Origin of the sequence: Sporosarcina sp. UB5 (genome assembly GCF_050859005.1) — a bacterium.
Taxonomy (GTDB): Bacteria; Bacillota; Bacilli; order Bacillales_A; family Planococcaceae; genus Sporosarcina.
This window is the reverse complement of the sequence record NZ_CP125984.1, coordinates 1,347,390-1,362,737: the sequence shown is the minus strand read 5'-3', so window position 1 is coordinate 1,362,737 and position 15,348 is coordinate 1,347,390. Positions and strand designations below refer to the sequence as shown.

The 15,348-nt window shown below is 46.7% G+C and carries 15 protein-coding genes; 5 read left to right on the top strand and 10 right to left on the bottom strand.

Annotated elements, in window-relative coordinates; translation table 11 throughout:
* Window positions 1-56: 56 nt before the first annotated feature.
* From QM454_RS07160 to QM454_RS07115, 10 genes are all read right to left on the bottom strand, one after another.
* Window positions 57-806, bottom strand: a complete 750-nt coding sequence (locus QM454_RS07160; RefSeq protein WP_432363306.1) for a PepSY domain-containing protein — start codon at window positions 804-806, stop codon at window positions 57-59.
* 38 nt (window positions 807-844) lie between these two features.
* Window positions 845-2,209, bottom strand: coding sequence for a HAMP domain-containing sensor histidine kinase (locus tag QM454_RS07155; protein ID WP_432363304.1), 1,365 nt, complete (start codon window positions 2,207-2,209; stop codon window positions 845-847).
* A complete protein-coding gene (locus QM454_RS07150; RefSeq protein WP_432363302.1) occupies window positions 2,199-2,915 on the bottom strand; it encodes a response regulator transcription factor in 717 nt (238 codons plus the stop codon). The genes QM454_RS07155 and QM454_RS07150 overlap by 11 nt, the downstream gene beginning before the upstream one ends.
* 71 nt (window positions 2,916-2,986) lie before the next feature.
* Window positions 2,987-3,814 (bottom strand): undecaprenyl-diphosphate phosphatase, encoded by an 828-nt coding sequence (locus QM454_RS07145; protein WP_432363300.1) that lies wholly within the window; start codon window positions 3,812-3,814, stop codon window positions 2,987-2,989.
* A 3-nt stretch (window positions 3,815-3,817) separates the two neighbouring features.
* On the bottom strand, window positions 3,818-4,429 hold the full coding sequence (locus QM454_RS07140; RefSeq protein ID WP_432363298.1) for a DedA family protein: 612 nt from the start codon (window positions 4,427-4,429) through the stop codon (window positions 3,818-3,820).
* 325 nt (window positions 4,430-4,754) lie between these two features.
* Entirely contained in the window at window positions 4,755-6,038 is a 1,284-nt protein-coding gene (locus tag QM454_RS07135; RefSeq protein ID WP_432363297.1) for a DUF4139 domain-containing protein, read from the bottom strand.
* A gap of 454 nt (window positions 6,039-6,492) precedes the next feature.
* The gene (locus QM454_RS07130) at window positions 6,493-8,115 is read right to left on the bottom strand and encodes a long-chain fatty acid--CoA ligase (RefSeq protein WP_432363295.1); all 1,623 of its coding nucleotides are present in this window, start codon (window positions 8,113-8,115) and stop codon (window positions 6,493-6,495) included.
* A gap of 105 nt (window positions 8,116-8,220) precedes the next feature.
* The gene (locus tag QM454_RS07125; RefSeq protein WP_432363293.1) at window positions 8,221-9,369 is read right to left on the bottom strand and encodes an acyl-CoA dehydrogenase family protein; all 1,149 of its coding nucleotides are present in this window, start codon (window positions 9,367-9,369) and stop codon (window positions 8,221-8,223) included.
* Window positions 9,370-9,382: 13 nt separating this feature from the next.
* Window positions 9,383-10,153, bottom strand: coding sequence for an SDR family NAD(P)-dependent oxidoreductase (locus QM454_RS07120; RefSeq protein WP_432363291.1), 771 nt, complete (start codon window positions 10,151-10,153; stop codon window positions 9,383-9,385).
* A 73-nt stretch (window positions 10,154-10,226) separates the two neighbouring features.
* Window positions 10,227-11,375, bottom strand: a complete 1,149-nt coding sequence (locus QM454_RS07115; protein ID WP_432363289.1) for a thiolase family protein — start codon at window positions 11,373-11,375, stop codon at window positions 10,227-10,229.
* 201 nt (window positions 11,376-11,576) lie between these two features.
* On the opposite strand from QM454_RS07115, the gene QM454_RS07110 reads away from it, so the two are divergent.
* From QM454_RS07110 to QM454_RS07090, 5 genes are all read left to right on the top strand, one after another.
* Complete coding sequence (locus tag QM454_RS07110) at window positions 11,577-11,930, top strand: ABC transporter permease (protein ID WP_432363288.1); 354 nt, start codon at window positions 11,577-11,579, stop codon at window positions 11,928-11,930.
* Between the two features lie 13 nt (window positions 11,931-11,943).
* Entirely contained in the window at window positions 11,944-12,582 is a 639-nt protein-coding gene (locus QM454_RS07105) for a PspA/IM30 family protein (RefSeq protein WP_432363286.1), read from the top strand.
* A 240-nt stretch (window positions 12,583-12,822) separates the two neighbouring features.
* Window positions 12,823-13,524: a cell wall-active antibiotics response protein LiaF gene (gene liaF / locus QM454_RS07100; RefSeq protein ID WP_432363284.1), complete on the top strand. Its 702-nt coding sequence runs from the start codon at window positions 12,823-12,825 to the stop codon at window positions 13,522-13,524.
* Window positions 13,521-14,567 carry a sensor histidine kinase gene (locus QM454_RS07095; protein ID WP_432363282.1) on the top strand — a complete coding sequence of 349 codons (1,047 nt, stop codon included), beginning with the start codon at window positions 13,521-13,523 and terminating at the stop codon, window positions 14,565-14,567. Before liaF ends, QM454_RS07095 begins: the two co-directional genes overlap by 4 nt.
* The gene (locus QM454_RS07090) at window positions 14,542-15,174 is read left to right on the top strand and encodes a response regulator (protein WP_432363280.1); all 633 of its coding nucleotides are present in this window, start codon (window positions 14,542-14,544) and stop codon (window positions 15,172-15,174) included. The genes QM454_RS07095 and QM454_RS07090 overlap by 26 nt, the downstream gene beginning before the upstream one ends.
* Window positions 15,175-15,348: the final 174 nt, after the last annotated feature.

Genomic DNA, 15,348 nt, shown 5'->3' with positions numbered 1-15,348 from the left:
GACCTTGAGAGGAATATTAGAATTTGATGAGAATCAATTACGTTGCTGAGAAAAGGTTAATCATCCCATGTAACCGTCATTACTTTGCCGGAAATCGCATGAATTTGATACGTCACTTCGTCCATATCATCATCTGTATCGATATCGATTTGCACTAAATAATAACCGCCGTTCGCCGAATTCACAAAATCCACATCATCGATTTCGCCTGTCTTCCCGGCCGGCAAATGGGCCATCGCAATCTTTATTGCTTGCCGTTCGGAAATGAGAACCGTTTTTTGCGGCTTTTCCTGTTTGACCGGCTTGCTTTCTTGTTTCGGTTGCTCAGGCATAGGTGTCTTAGTTACATTTTGTTGCGGCACTTCCGGTTTATTTTCAACCTTATTCGTCGTTTTACTTTCTACCGCTTCGATTTTCGGCTTTTCCGTTACGTCGCTTTTCGCTTCATCCAAATCATCAGGTAATGTTTCAACAGTTGGCGCTTTTTCTCCTTTATCCGTATCCATTACGATATCGGATGCCGAAGTTTCTTTCGTTTGAATAAGAGAAAGGACCTTGCCTGATCCCGCGTCAACTTCAACGGCGTATTCCGCCCCTGCTCTCGAAACTGTTGCTATATATACAGATCCATCCAATATGAGATCCTTCACTTCTCCATCGTAAATCATCGCTAATTGAGAGCTAACTTCCTGTTTCGGCAATGTTTCCGCCTTCGTCAATTTTCCTGCCGTGTAGAGCTGCCCCGCGACGACAATAATGATCGTCAAAACAATTGGGATGAACCAAGGTTTTTTCCATATGTTCATGCAAAAACCCTCCTTTCCTCCATCTTACTGCCTCATCATTAAAATTCACTGAGAACCGTTCTTTTTTTCGGAATGATCACCCGGATAACAGTTCCCATATCTACAACACTTTCAATTGTCAATGTAGCACCAAGTCCGTCAGCAATCTCCTTCGCAATTGATAGCCCCAACCCTGTTCCACCAGTTTTACGGCTACGGTCCGACTCCACCCGGTAAAAACGGTCGAAAATATGCGGCAAGTCCGATTGCGGGATTCCTTTGCCATAATCCTTCACGGTAATTTCCACTTCATCATGCTCATCTTTAATGGATGTAAAAATTTCTCGATCGCTATATTTTCGTGCATTGTCGAGGAGAATGAATAATAGTTGTTTTAAAAACTTCCCATCCGTTTCAACGATTGCCGGCCCATCCGCTTCGATAATAATTTCCCTATCATACGCTTGCCTTAACGGCTTCACTACCGCTTCCAACAAAGGAGTCAAATCGACTTCCTTAAATTCGAACACTTCGGAGCCGCTGCTTTTCGCCAAGTCAAGCATTTGCGTAATCATCTCTTTCATTCTGCCTGTTTCAGAAATAATTGCATTTAGCGCCTCATCGACGACGTCCCGATTTTCAAATCCCCGCCTTGCCAGCAATCGGGAGTAGCTCTCGATGACGGTTAACGGCGTTTTTAATTCATGGGAAGCGTTTGAAACGAATTGCTCCTGCTTCATATAGTTCTGTTCCAATTGCTCCATCATTTCATTGAACGTCCGCTCCATTTGCGCGAGCTCGTCATTTCCATTTACGACGCCGGTCATCTTTTCATACGTCCCGGATTGCCTACTTCGATTCATCGCTATTATGAGCTTTTCGATCGGCTGAGTGACAAGTCTGCCGAGCGTCATACTAGAAAGGGTGATCGGGATCATCGCAAAAATCGTAACGCCGATGAGGACATATTTCAGAGCACGCATATTTTCCTCAACATCTGTCAGCAATTGCGTCATTTTCATTGTGACGACTTCACCTGTCGGCCAAATGATTGGCATTGAGATTGTTAACGCTTCTCTTCCGTCATATCGATTTATTGTATACGGGTCGCTCGATTTTATTTTGCCTTCGACTTTCCCTAGCCCCGCCAATGATTGGACATTAAGTAGCGGCTTATTGCTGCTATCGATAATAGAGATGGCGCCATTCGCCGGAATGAATGCACGCAACACAATGTCCGCATCCACTTCTGTCTCTAATTGGCTCAACGCCGCGGTCAGCTCCTTTGCCCGACCGAGCAGCTGCTCATATTCCGTATTGTAGGACATTCTTCCGAAAAAGAAATAGATGAGAATATTCGCGAGCACGAGAAGGACGAACATTAACAAGGTCGAATAGACGTGAATCTTCTTTTTAAGTTTCATGGGCAGGTTCCTTCAACGCATACCCGATACCCCTAACCGTTTGAATACGAGAAGGTTCGCCCTGTTGATCAATTTTCTTCCGGACATATCGGATATAGACATCAACTACATTCGTGTCGCCGTAATAGTCATAGCCCCAAACCGCGTCGAGTAACTGTTCACGTGAGAGCACTTGATTTGGATGGCGGATTAAATGAAGCAGTAAATCATATTCCCTCGGCGTCAAATCGATCGATTCGCCATTCCGTTTCACTTCTCGCGATTGCTCATGGATCGATATTCCCGCAAACTCATGAAGAAATTCATCTTTCACGGCGACCTTCTTTTGGGATGTACGTATGGCGCACCTGATGCGTGCAAGCAATTCATCAATTTCAAACGGCTTCGTAACATAATCATTCGCTCCTAAGTCAAGCCCTGTCACTTTATCTTCCACATCGCTTTTCGCGGTTAATAAAATAACAGGTGCGCCGTCTTCCGCCGCTCGTATTCTTCGCAGCACATCTAATCCGTTCATGCCAGGTAGCATGAGATCCAACAGCACAAGATCCCACTCCTGTTCTCTATACTTAATAAGGCCATCCGTTCCCGAATGCGCAACGCCGACCGAATAACCTTCAAACTCAAGCTCTAATTGAAGAACGCGTGCAATCGCTTCTTCATCTTCAACAATTAATATATGCTCACTCAAATTCCTCACCGCCATTTTTTCTTTAGTGTAGCAGAAGACCGTTTTGGAGAATAAAAAAACGACCCGTAAACGAGTCGTCAACATAATTATAAAAATACGATGGCCGCTAAGACGATTGCTAGAAAAATTCTATATAACGCAAACGGCACAAGCTTAATTTTCGAAATGAGCTTCAAGAAGAAGCGAATTGAAATGAGCGAGAAGATAAACGCGCTCACAAATCCAACGATGTAAAACGAAAGATGATCCATCGAGATGTACTCCCAATTTTTCAAGACGGATACGAGACTTGCCCCTGCCATAATCGGCACCGCCATAATGAACGTGAAGTCCGCTGCGGTTCTATGATTCATGCCAAACAAAACGCCGCCTGAAATCGTTGCACCCGAACGTGAAAAGCCCGGCCATAACGATAAACATTGAACAAGTCCAACAGTGAATGCTTGCCGATATGTAATTTGGTCCAACGTTTGGACTCTTGGTCTTTTTGGTCCGAATTTATCTGCAGCAAGCATGAGAATCGCTCCTGCGACAAGCGCGAAAATAACAGTCTCAATGCCGAATAAATAATCATCAATTACATCTTTGAAAGCAAATCCAAGAATTACTGCCGGCAACATACCGACGATAACGTGCAGTAAATTAAAACGACTCGACATCTTTACGCCGTCGATTTTATACAGCCCTAATAAACTAAACAACCTCTTCCAAAATACGACGACAACCGCCAAAATTGATCCTAACTGAATGACAATTTTAAATGTAATCGCTGGATACTTTCCGAGAAACTCCTCTGTCTTTAACCACATATCATCGACGATAATGAGGTGGCCTGTTGAGGAGACCGGGGCAAACTCCGTCATCCCTTCGACAAAACCGAGGATCAACGCCTTAATTAATTCAAATAAATCCATTTACTAAGCCCTCTTTCTGCGGAACCGGATGTATCCAACACAAACCGCGAATCCGCTAATTGCTAATAATACATATACAATGATAGAATAGACGTCCATATAATGGACGATTGACTCCCAATTTTCACCGACTGCAAACCCTATTGTAACAAGAATTGTGTTCCAAATGAAGCTCCCGAGAATTGTCAATAATATAAACAGAGGGAAGTTCATACGGGACATCCCTGCCGGTACTGAGATTAGGCTACGGACGAGTGGGACGAGACGGCAAAAAAATACTGTCCACGGACCGTATTTCTCAAACCAACTTTCAGCCCTTCGTAAATCTTTTTTCGATAAACGCAGCCATCGTCCTCGCTTCTCTACAAACCTCTCGAGCCTCGGCACATCGACGAGCATACCAATACTATATAGAACCATCGCGCCGACGACCGAACCGATTGTCGCAGCGATGATGACACCCATTTTCGTCATCGTTGTAAAACCTGTCGCGAAACCACTGAAGGTCAAAATGATTTCAGATGGAATCGGCGGAAATATGTTTTCAATTAATAGCAGAAAGCACACACCAAAATAGCCGTGCTCCCCTATAAATTCCGTCACCCAATTATCCATGCCACTCTCCCTAGTCGTAAAAATTTCATTCATACACCTTCTTAATGAGACGACCGCAGTCGATTAGAAGTTTCAACATGTCCTTTGGATTGTACGCCTGAAAAAGGAAGAATATGAATTGGCGGTCCGTGGATAAGTATACGTGAAATGGACTTATGCACCGATTACTGTGGGTAAGATTGTTTATATGTTTATAATTTCTGAAAAATGAGGTGGTTAGCGATGTTTTTTATCCACATGTGGACAAGAAAATACCCGTCAACCGGTTTTTATCCCCGGCGACGGGCGCTTTTCCACATGATTTGAATCGGCACTGAAAAGTAATTTAGAATCCAATTGTCCTTCTTGCAGAGCGATCGTGACGGATTGTGAACTTCACTTTTTCCTCGACATTAACAGGTACTTGGATAGGTAGTACGATCTTATCGCGCTTCTTCTGCCATTCATGTGTCGATTCATCTACCGTCCATAAATGGCCAGGAACTTGTTGGCGGATAACCGCTTCGACCGGAATTCCTTTCGTATTGCAAATACTATATTCGTATTCGGTGTATTCGTATCCACCTTCTTTGAACTTGCCCGATTTTTTCGCGTTCACTTTAATATCGCAAGCTTCTCCTGATTTCAAACGGACGGTTTCATTCGCTTCCGTATGCTTAATAGCGTATTCGCCGATGAATTCGGCACTACCGTCATCTGGGTTCGTCCGGTACATATTGAAAACTCCCGCCGGCAATGGAAAACCGAGACCATTCTCTTTTGTATTATCGAATTCGATAAAGATATCCGGATTCGGCGTCTGTTCATTAATTTCATAAATGATGCGCGCTTTTGAGTTTGTCGATGATAGGAGCCGAAACTGCTTCTGTTGACGGTCTTCAAGATCAATCGCACGCGAGAATTTGTACGTATGGAGATTAGAAAACGGTTCTGTTTTCTTCTTTTCACGCTTCGGCAGCTCTCCACTTTTCGCTCCTTGTTCATTACCCGGCTTGCTCAGCTTCCCTGAGATGAGACGAAGTTTTGCATTATTATAGGAGACACCTGAATTGTTCTTCATTGTCAGCCAACCAGACAAATCGAAACGGTCAGCATGAATGGAAATGACATAATCCGCTTGCCATGTCACTCCGCCAGTCAAATACGATACACATACATCATTGCCCCGTTGCTGTTCAACTTTCCAAATTAACGTTGGCTCCACATGCGTTTCGTTTTCTAATTGTGGGAACCGTAGCTCGCCCTTCGGATTAATGACAATCTCTTTCGTCTCGACATCTTGCATAATAATCGGCCCGTTCGCGCGCAACAGCTTGAACAACCGATCCTGTTTTGCAAACGGATCCTTCATTAGTAGCTGACGGCCGAGATATTTTTCAACAATCTTTACTTCATCCGTCAGATCATATGCATAGACAAGCTCCGACACATCTACTCCTTCAACGATGACGGAATCGGGTTTCAACTTACTTGCCACCCCAACAAAATGGACAGCATCGTTTTCTTCAAACAGCGGAACGGAACGTGTATCTTTCACTAGCGCAAAGCCATCCTTGTATACGGTAAGGGAACAAGCTGTCATCTCGGATTTCGGAATTTTGTGCAGCATGTTAAAACCTCCTATGTGATTGAACATTCCTCTACACTTTCCATAACATATGCTCCTTATACGCTATTCCCTTTTCAGGTGGAATTAATGCGGTGGGGTGCGAAAAAAGTTTATTACCGACTTGGGGGGAGTTATCATCGACTTGGCATGGTTTATCACCGACTCTCGGGCGTTTACCACCAACTTGGAGCACTTTACCACCGACTCGAAGACGTTTACCACCGATTCTCCCGCATTTACCACCGTTTGACTACAATTCAAGACGAAAATTCCCCTTTTACGATTGATTGTTAATGGATAAGTGCGTTATCACCGCTTAGACGAGGGTTATCACCGTTCAGAAGGAGTTTATCACCGCTTGAACGAGGTTTATCACCACTCAGCCATAAATTAGGCAATCGCCCATAACAAATGCCATGAAAAAACCACCCGCTACCAAGCGGGTGGCACCATTTCACACTTCCAACACATGACCTTTTAATTGTTCGCGCAGAGCGGCTTTTAGGAATTTACCGACAGACGTTTTCGGGATTTCATCTAGGAAGACGACATCGTCCGGAACCCATAACTTCGCGAATTGGCCTGCCAAATAGTCGAGCAGCTCAGCTTTTAGCGCATCGTCCGCCACTTTCCCGTCTTTCAAGACAACACAGGCTAGCGGACGTTCCATCCATTTTTCATGCGGCACGGCAATGACCGCCGCCTCGAACACCGCTTCATGTGTCATTAAGGCGTTCTCGAGGTCGACGGATGAAATCCATTCCCCGCCACTCTTAATTAAATCTTTCGTACGATCCATCAGTTTCAAATAACCGAATTCCGTCATAACGGCGATGTCGCCCGTATAGAGCCAGCCGTCCTTGAACGCTTCTGCCGTCCGGTCGTCCTTGTAATATTCACTTGCAATCCAAGGACCACGCACCGCAAGTTCGCCCATCGTCTTGCCGTCCCACGGCACTTCACCGTCTTCATTCACAACTTTCACTTCAAGCCCTGGCATAATTAACCCTTGCAACGCACGGATGTCGATCCGTTCGTCCATCGGTAAATCTTCCATACCGGACGTGTATACCGACAAACTGACAAGCGGCGACGTTTCCGTCATCCCATACCCGACGTAGAACGGCACGCCGAGCTTCTCTTCGAACGCGCGGATTAACCCTTTCGGAGATGCTGAGCCGCCACTTACGATGCCGCGGACCGAGGAAAGATCACGTGGATTTTGCTCCTGCTCTTTCAACACCGCGAGCCATATCGTTGGCACGCCCGCTGTCAGCGTCACTTTCTCCTGTTCAATTAAATCGAGCAAGAGCTGCGGATTAAATCCTGGCCCCGGAAGCACTTGCGTCGAACCGTAAAAGACCGCTGCAAACGGCATCCCCCATGCGTTTACGTGAAACATCGGTACAATCGGCATGATGACATCGCTTTCGCGTAGTCCCATCGCATCCGCCAACCCAAGCGCAAAGCTATGAAGGACGATACCGCGATGCGTGTAGACGACCCCTTTCGGATTGCCCGTCGTTGCGGATGTGTAGCACATTCCGGCAGGTGTATTTTCATCCAAGTCTTCCGGATAATCATACTGATCCGATGCCTCTGCTAGTAACGCCTCATAGGAATGGACATTTTCAAGTGTCGTTTCAGGGACTTCCGTGCTATCGCCCATAATGACGTAATGTTTTACCGTCTTCAGCATCGGCGCGAGCTTCTCAAGATGCGGGAATAGATTATCATCGACGAGCAAAATTTCATCTTCCGCATGGTTAATGACGTACGCAATATGCTCAGGTGCCAAGCGGATGTTTACCATATGCAAAATAGCACCTGTACTCGGCACACCAAAATACGCTTCCAAATGGCGATGATGGTTCCAGCCGAACGTCCCCACTTTCGTCCCGTGCTTCATCCCAAGCTTCGTCAAAGCATTCGACAGCTTCCTCGTCCGTTTCGCAAATTCACGGTATGGAATGCGATGAATTGTGTCCGGCCCTGTACGGGATATGATTAGTTTGTTCGGAAAAAATTGCTCAGCTCTTTTAATGAATGATGATAGTAATAATGGTGTTTGCATCAATTGAATCGATCCCCTTTTGTTTTATTTTGTGAAGCATGTAAACCCATCCCAAGCAGTCGCTTATGCCCACACAATTATATGCGGACTAGTTTCCTGCTATTCTATCTATAGCCCCATATTCTTCGCGATGATCATCTTCATAATTTCGTTCGTCCCGGCGTAAATCGATGCGACTGGAATATCGCGATACCTTCGCGCAATCTTGTATTCTTCCATATAGCCGTACCCCCCATGCAGCTGCATGCATTCCCCGGAGATCTCGCGCGCCGTTTCAGTAATCCAATATTTCGCCATCGACACTTTCGTCACGACATCTTTACCGGCCAAATGATCTTCAATGAGTGATTCAAGAAACGTTTTTCCGAGCTCTACTTTTGTCGCGATTTCCGCAAGTTTGAACTGCGTATTTTGGAATGAACCGATTGGCTTGCCGAACGCCTCTCTAGATTTCACGTAATCGAGTGTCATCTCGAGCATATCTTCCGAAGCGGTTTGCGCGGATAACGCGACGAGCAGTCTTTCTTGCTGGAGCTTTTCCATTAGATAGGTGAAGCCCTTTCCTTCCTCGCCGATCAGATTTCCGACGGGCACGCGGCAATCTTCAAAGTAGAGCTCCGCGGTATCTTGCGAGTGCATACCGACTTTATCGAGTTTCCGGCCTTTCGTAAATCCAGGCGTCCCCTCCTCAATTATGAGCAAGCTAATTCCCCGATGCTTCGGCTCCGCCTTCGGATCGGTCTTTACAACGACGAGAACTAAATTCCCATTCGTTCCATTTGTAATAAACGTCTTTTGCCCGTTCACGACATAGTGATCGCCGTCTTTGATGGCAGTCGTACGGATATTTGCAAGATCCGAACCGGTTCCGGGCTCCGTCATCGCAATTGCTGTAATGAAATCGGCCGTGATGCACCCCGGCAACCAACGCTTCTTCTGCTCATCCGTCCCGTACGATTCGATGTACGGAACGACGATATCATTATGGAGGCCAACCCCTGTTAAGCCTGCTCCGACTCGCTCCATTTCCTCCCCGATGATGACTCCGTAACTAAAATCAAGACCAAGACCGCCGGACTGTTCTTCCACTTGCGGACAAAGGAATCCCATTTCCCCGAGCTTTCGCCAAAAACTGACGGGAATTAGCCGATCCTTTTCCCATTGATCGTAATGGGGAACTGCTTCCTTCAACAGGAACTTCCGAAGCGTCTCCCTAAACAGGACATGCTCATCTGTTTCAAAACGATAGCGCGCCATGCGCCTCACCCCCTTATTTCGGCTGCATCCGGATTGCTCCGTCGAGCCTAATCGTCTCCCCGTTCAATAGCGGATTCGTGAAAATGCTTTCGACGAGCCGCGCATATTCTTCCGGCCGACCGAGCCGTTTCGGAAATAACGTCAACTCCTCAAGCCCCTTACGCGCAGGCTCCGGAAGTCCTGCGAAGAGCGGTGTTTCGACAAGACCTGGCGCAATCGTCATGACACGAATGCCAAATCCTGCAAACTCACGGGCAATCGGCAATGTCATTCCGACGACTCCACCTTTCGATGCACTGTACGCCGCCTGGCCGATTTGCCCTTCGAATGCTGCTACAGAAGCGGTATTTACAATGACGCCCCGTTCCCCTTCCGCATTCGGCTCGTTGCCCATCATCGCTGCAGCCGCCACTCGGATGACGTTGAACGTTCCTGTCAAATTGACACGAATCACTTGCTCGAAGCGATCGAGCAACATCGGGCCACCTTTCGACACGACTTTGCCGGGTGTTGCAATGCCTGCGCAATTGACGACGGCGTTCACTTTTCCGAATACCGATACAGCTTCTGCCACGTTCGCTTCGACATTTTCTGCGTTCGCCACGTCCGTTTTCAGGAATAAAACATGTTCTTTCCCCAATTCTTCGACTAAGGCGAGACCCCGTTCTTCATTCATATCGAAAACAGCTACTTTACCGCCTTCCGCGACAATTCTTCGCGTCGTCGCCTCCCCTAATCCGGAAGCCCCTCCGGTAACAATCGCTATAATTTCATGCATTTCCATCTGTCCATCCCCCTCTGTCAATAAACCCCTTCTAACTGTTGAAGCTCGTATACTAAACGACTTTCAACTAACGTTAGAGCCTTTCAATTATCGTCGCGTTCGCCATTCCCATTCCTTCACAAATGGCGAGTAGTCCGTACCGTCCGCCTGTCCGGTGCAGCTCTTTTACCATCGATATGAGCAATTTCGTACCCGTTGCACCAAGCGGATGTCCGAGCGCAATCGCTCCTCCGTTCGGGTTTAACTTTTCAGGATCCGCGCCCGTTTCCTTCAGCCAAGCGAGCGGCACGGGAGCAAATGCTTCATTCACTTCGTAAACGTCCATATCTTCTATAGAAAGCCCTGCCTTCAGTAGCACCTTTCTCGTCGCTTCAATCGGACCAGTTAGCATTAACGTCGGATCGGAGCCGATAACTGTACGGGCGACGATTCGTGCGAGAGGCTTCACTCCGAGTTCCTCCGCCTTCTCCTTCGACACGAGTAGAACAGCGGATGCACCATCACTCATTTGACTGGCGTTCCCTGCCGTAATGACACCGTTTTCGTCGAATACTGTTTTTAGTCCAGCGAGCGTTTCGAGCGTGGAATCTGGACGCGGGCCTTCATCTTTCGCGACGGTTTCCACTTTACCATCGACGCGATTCACAACAACCGGCACGATTTCGTCATCGAATTTCCCTTCTTCAATGGCCTGTATTGCTCTCTGATGGCTTTCGTGCGCGAAACGGTCGAGTTCTTCACGGGATAGCCCCCATTGTGCGGCAATACGCTCCGCGGATAGGCCTTGGTTAATGATTTCGTGTTTCTCCATCAGCTTCGGGCTCGGTTTGGCGTCACCCATATTGGAAAACATCGGTGCTCTCGTCATACTTTCGACGCCGCCAGCAATGACGATGTCCATATCTCCCGATGCAATTGCTTGCGAAGCGAAGTGGACTGCTTGCTGGCTCGAGCCGCATTGGCGATCGATCGTGACGCCCGGTACGTGAACCGGAAAGCCTGCAATCAAAGCCGCTGTGCGCGCAATATTGCCCCCTTGTTCACCCGACTGCGTGACGCAGCCTAAAATGACATCTTCTATATCGCCTTTATCGATTCCCGCTCGTGCAACTACTTCCTCAAGGACGACTGCCGCGAGCTCGTCCGGTCGATAGTTCGAAAAACCACCTTTTCGTCTTGCGACCGCGGTCCGTACCCCTTCAACGATAACCACTTCTTTCATATCGGCACCTCATTCTCTGAATTCATTGATAGTTCATATAATCATAGCTTACATGAAAGCGTTACCAAAATCCATACCATTTTTTAGTGTCAATTAGCTCCGAATCGGTCTCAAGTCGTAGATGGAAATCCGCTTTACGCCCGTTTGGACGAGACGGTTCGCATTGTAAGATGTAGATACAACGAAAGGAGGAACAACAATATGAAAAAATTTGGTCTTGCGATAATCGGCATAGTGGCGGCGATCGTTGTTCTTGCAAACTTAGGGTCCATTCTCGCGCTTGCGATTTCCGGTGCGATCGCTTTTGCGGGGTTCCACTATTACAGGAAGACGGATTCCACATTTCTGAAGCTGTTTTGGGGAGTCGTGTTGATCATCGGTTTGGTGACAGCCGTTGCAAATGTACCGGCATTCGTCGGTATCATCGCATTGTTAGGTGTGTACTATGTATGGCGTAAGTGGAATGAGCGCACAAACGACAATGTTATTGACGCAAAGTATTCCGACGATCCGTTCGTCAACTTCGAACGCCAATGGGATGAAATGACAAAATAAGGAGGAAACTACGATGAACACATTATGGAACAGATTGAAGTATACGGTGCAAGCGGACTTGCATTCGATGCTCGATAAAAAGGAATCGAAAAATCCGATTGCGATGTTGAATCAATACATTAAGGAAGCAGAGAAGCAGACGGAATCTGTTGGAAAGCTGTTGGAGCGTCAAGGCAAATTAAAAGTCGCTCTTGAAAAGGAGTTCGCGGAAGCGGAAGCAATGCTTGAGAAACGTCGTCGCCAAGCAGATCTTGCACGCTCGACAGGTGAAGAAGATTTAGTCGCATTTGCGGAGGATGAAATTCACGCATACGAAACTCGTGCAAATGAATTGGCAGCAAGTATTACGCAATCCGCACAAGAATTAATTGCGCTGGAGCGGAAATTTGAGGAAATGAAGCATAAAGTGAAAGATATGAAAGTCCGTCAGCTACAATTGATGGGGAAAGAAAACGTTACACGCGCCCATCGCCGTATGGATCAATTCATCTCTCCTGAAAATGGCGACAAGCAAGTTTCGAGCGTCGAAGAGATGAATGCGTTTATCGAAAACCTCGGCGGCAAGATCAATCGCGAGTATGAAGTGTCTTCGATGGAGCGCAGATTGGAAATGCTTGAAAAAAATACCGCACCGAAGACGGAAATTGTGTAAACTATAGTTGATTGAGAAGTTTTCGGTGATGAACGAGAACTTTTCTGCGGGAAACGAGAACTCTTCGGGAATGAACGAGAACTTTTCGCCGAGAAACGAGAACTTTTCGGGATTGAACGAGAACTTTTCATCGGCAAACGAGAACTCTTCGGCTTTGAATGAGAACTTACCGATTCAACAACATATAAATGGGAAGGTTCGCCTTCCCTTCCATCTGACATCAAGAAAGGGGCATTTACGATGAAACAAATGGATACGAATAAGATGACATTTTGGATTGTGGCGTTTCTAGCGCTCTTTTTCATTGAGGCCACTTTCCTATCGAACGGCAATATCATCTTCCTCTTTCTAGGTGCCGGATTTACGTATTTCGGGTTCAAAAAACGGTCAAAGTGGATGGTTTTTTTAGGGCTATTTTTCATTATTATGGCGTTAATGACGTTGTGGAGCTTGCGCACATTACTACTATTCGGGTTCGTTTATGTTTTAATCCACTTGTGGAAAGGGATGCCTGCCGAGCAAATGATGCGCCCGCTGAAAGAGTTTCAAAAAGAGACGCCAAATGGCATTTGGAAAAATAAATGGTTTTCCGTTCAATCCTCCCCCTTCTCCTCATATGAATGGGAGGACGTACAAATCCAAGGATTTTTCGGAGACATCCATGTAGACGTGACTGACACAGTCCTTCCGAAAGGGACGTCTTTCATTGCAATTCGACAAGGATTCGGGCGAATTAAGATTGATTTACCTTATGAAATTCCAGTTCGCATCCATTACAATACATTGTTCGGCGAGGCGAAGATCCTCGATATTAGTCCGAAGCGGATGATCAACGAGACGCTTCATTATAAGGACGGCTACGACGGGGACATTGGAGATCGGGCAGAGCTAATTATCTCCCTTTCGACGTGGATTGGAGATATCGAGGTGGTGCGGAAATGAAGAACTTTTTCGGTCGCAGCCTCTTTCTATCGTTCATCTTTATTGGAATTGCAGCATTGTACTTCTATTTTCTCGTCGATGTTCCATTAAATGAAAGCTGGATTTTCTTCTACGCAATACAGTATGCGAATGTACCATTAGGCGCCTGGATTATTATTACTTGCATCGCGCTTGGCACAGGCATTGCAGGATGGATGGGCGGTATCGGACGGTCGAAGGAGAAAGAGATTGAACAACAGTTATCGGGATTGATTCAAAATGAAGAGATTGTAAAAATCACGAAATCATTTTCCCCGAAGATTGATAGAACGCTTGAAGACGTGTCCAATATTTTAACGACGCAACGAAAAAGCTTGCAGCGGATTACGGATGAACGCGCAGAGGCACAAGATAAATTGATACAGGAACGGATCGTTCAGGAGCGGCAACGGCTCGCCCGGGAACTGCATGATTCCGTTTCTCAGCAACTGTTTGCCGCTTCGATGCTCATGTCTGCCATCAATGAGCAGGAGCACGAAAAGGCGGTGGAAAAACCGCTAATGCAAGTCGAGCGGATGGTACAGCAGGCGCAACTTGAGATGCGCGCTTTGCTGCTTCACTTACGTCCTGCCGCGCTGAATGATAAGTCACTCGCAGAAGGTCTTGAAGAGCTGTTAGTCGAATTAAAAGAGAAAGTGTCGTTCGATATCCGCTATCGATTGGAGGAAGTGTCTTTGTCAAAAGGAGCGGAGGACCATTTATTCCGCATTGCGCAAGAAACATTGTCGAATACGTTACGGCATGCGCAAGCGACGGAAGTCGATGTCCTTTTCGTCGAACGGGATGGCCTCGCTATTTTCCGTGTGCAAGATAACGGAGTTGGTTTCGAGGAGTCGGATGGCAAAGGCGGTTCGTACGGTTTGCAAAATGTGAAGGAACGGGCGATTGAAATCGGCGGCACATGCAAAATCGTATCGGTCCCTTCGCAAGGCACGATTGTTGAAGTAAAATTGCCGACAAAAAAGGGGGATGAGCTAGATGATCCGGATTCTATTGGCGGATGATCATGAAATGGTGCGAATTGGCGTGTCCGCTTATTTACAGACGCAGCCCGATATGGAAGTGATCGACGAAGCGGTCAACGGGAAAGAAGCCGTCGAAAAGGCACTCGCATTGCGACCCGATATTATTTTAATGGATATGGTTATGCCTGAAATGAACGGCGCGGAGGCGACTGCCGCGATTATTAAGCAATGGCCGGAAGCGAAAATCGTCATCGTCACGAGTTTCCTCGATGACGACAAAGTGTATCCAGCACTTGAAGCCGGCGCCATTAGCTATATATTGAAAACGTCGAATGCGAAACGGATTGCGGAAGCGATTCGCGACACGTTGAAGGGCCAAACTGTGTTGGAGCCAGAAGTGACGTCGAAAATGATGCAGAAAATGCGCTCCGGCAACGGCCACCGGCTTCATGACGATTTGACAGAGCGTGAGTTGGAGATCCTTCTTTTATTAGCAAAAGGGAAAACGAACCAGGAAATTGCTGATGATTTGTTCATCGCGTTGAAGACGGTGAAAACACATGTGAGCAACTTGTTGTCGAAGCTCGAAGTGCAGGATCGAACACAAGCTGTGATTTATGCGTTTAAGAATGATCTCGTTGAATAAAGATGGCCGCATGCCCGGGAATGGGTGTGCGGCGTTTTATTTGTGTGTGAATGAGAACTTTTCATCGAAGAATTATGTCTTCCCGTACCCCGAACTGCCTCGATGATTTACTGCCAAAATTGCAATACCATTACTACATAGATATTGAAACAATGGGTCAAAATCGATAACAGA

Coding starts and splice junctions, on each gene's coding strand:
- QM454_RS07140 (WP_432363298.1), bottom strand. CDS start 4,429: ATGGATAATTGGGTGACGGAATTTATAGGGGAGCACGGCTATTTTGGT.
- QM454_RS07115 (WP_432363289.1), bottom strand. CDS start 11,375: ATGAAAGAAGTGGTTATCGTTGAAGGGGTACGGACCGCGGTCGCAAGA.
- QM454_RS07135 (WP_432363297.1), bottom strand. CDS start 6,038: ATGCTGCACAAAATTCCGAAATCCGAGATGACAGCTTGTTCCCTTACC.
- QM454_RS07145 (WP_432363300.1), bottom strand. CDS start 3,814: ATGGATTTATTTGAATTAATTAAGGCGTTGATCCTCGGTTTTGTCGAA.
- QM454_RS07160 (WP_432363306.1), bottom strand. CDS start 806: ATGAACATATGGAAAAAACCTTGGTTCATCCCAATTGTTTTGACGATC.
- QM454_RS07090 (WP_432363280.1), top strand. CDS start 14,542: ATGATCCGGATTCTATTGGCGGATGATCATGAAATGGTGCGAATTGGC.
- QM454_RS07150 (WP_432363302.1), bottom strand. CDS start 2,915: ATGGCGGTGAGGAATTTGAGTGAGCATATATTAATTGTTGAAGATGAA.
- QM454_RS07120 (WP_432363291.1), bottom strand. CDS start 10,153: ATGGAAATGCATGAAATTATAGCGATTGTTACCGGAGGGGCTTCCGGA.
- QM454_RS07110 (WP_432363288.1), top strand. CDS start 11,577: ATGAAAAAATTTGGTCTTGCGATAATCGGCATAGTGGCGGCGATCGTT.
- liaF (WP_432363284.1), top strand. CDS start 12,823: ATGAAACAAATGGATACGAATAAGATGACATTTTGGATTGTGGCGTTT.
- QM454_RS07095 (WP_432363282.1), top strand. CDS start 13,521: ATGAAGAACTTTTTCGGTCGCAGCCTCTTTCTATCGTTCATCTTTATT.
- QM454_RS07155 (WP_432363304.1), bottom strand. CDS start 2,209: ATGAAACTTAAAAAGAAGATTCACGTCTATTCGACCTTGTTAATGTTC.
- QM454_RS07105 (WP_432363286.1), top strand. CDS start 11,944: ATGAACACATTATGGAACAGATTGAAGTATACGGTGCAAGCGGACTTG.
- QM454_RS07125 (WP_432363293.1), bottom strand. CDS start 9,369: ATGGCGCGCTATCGTTTTGAAACAGATGAGCATGTCCTGTTTAGGGAG.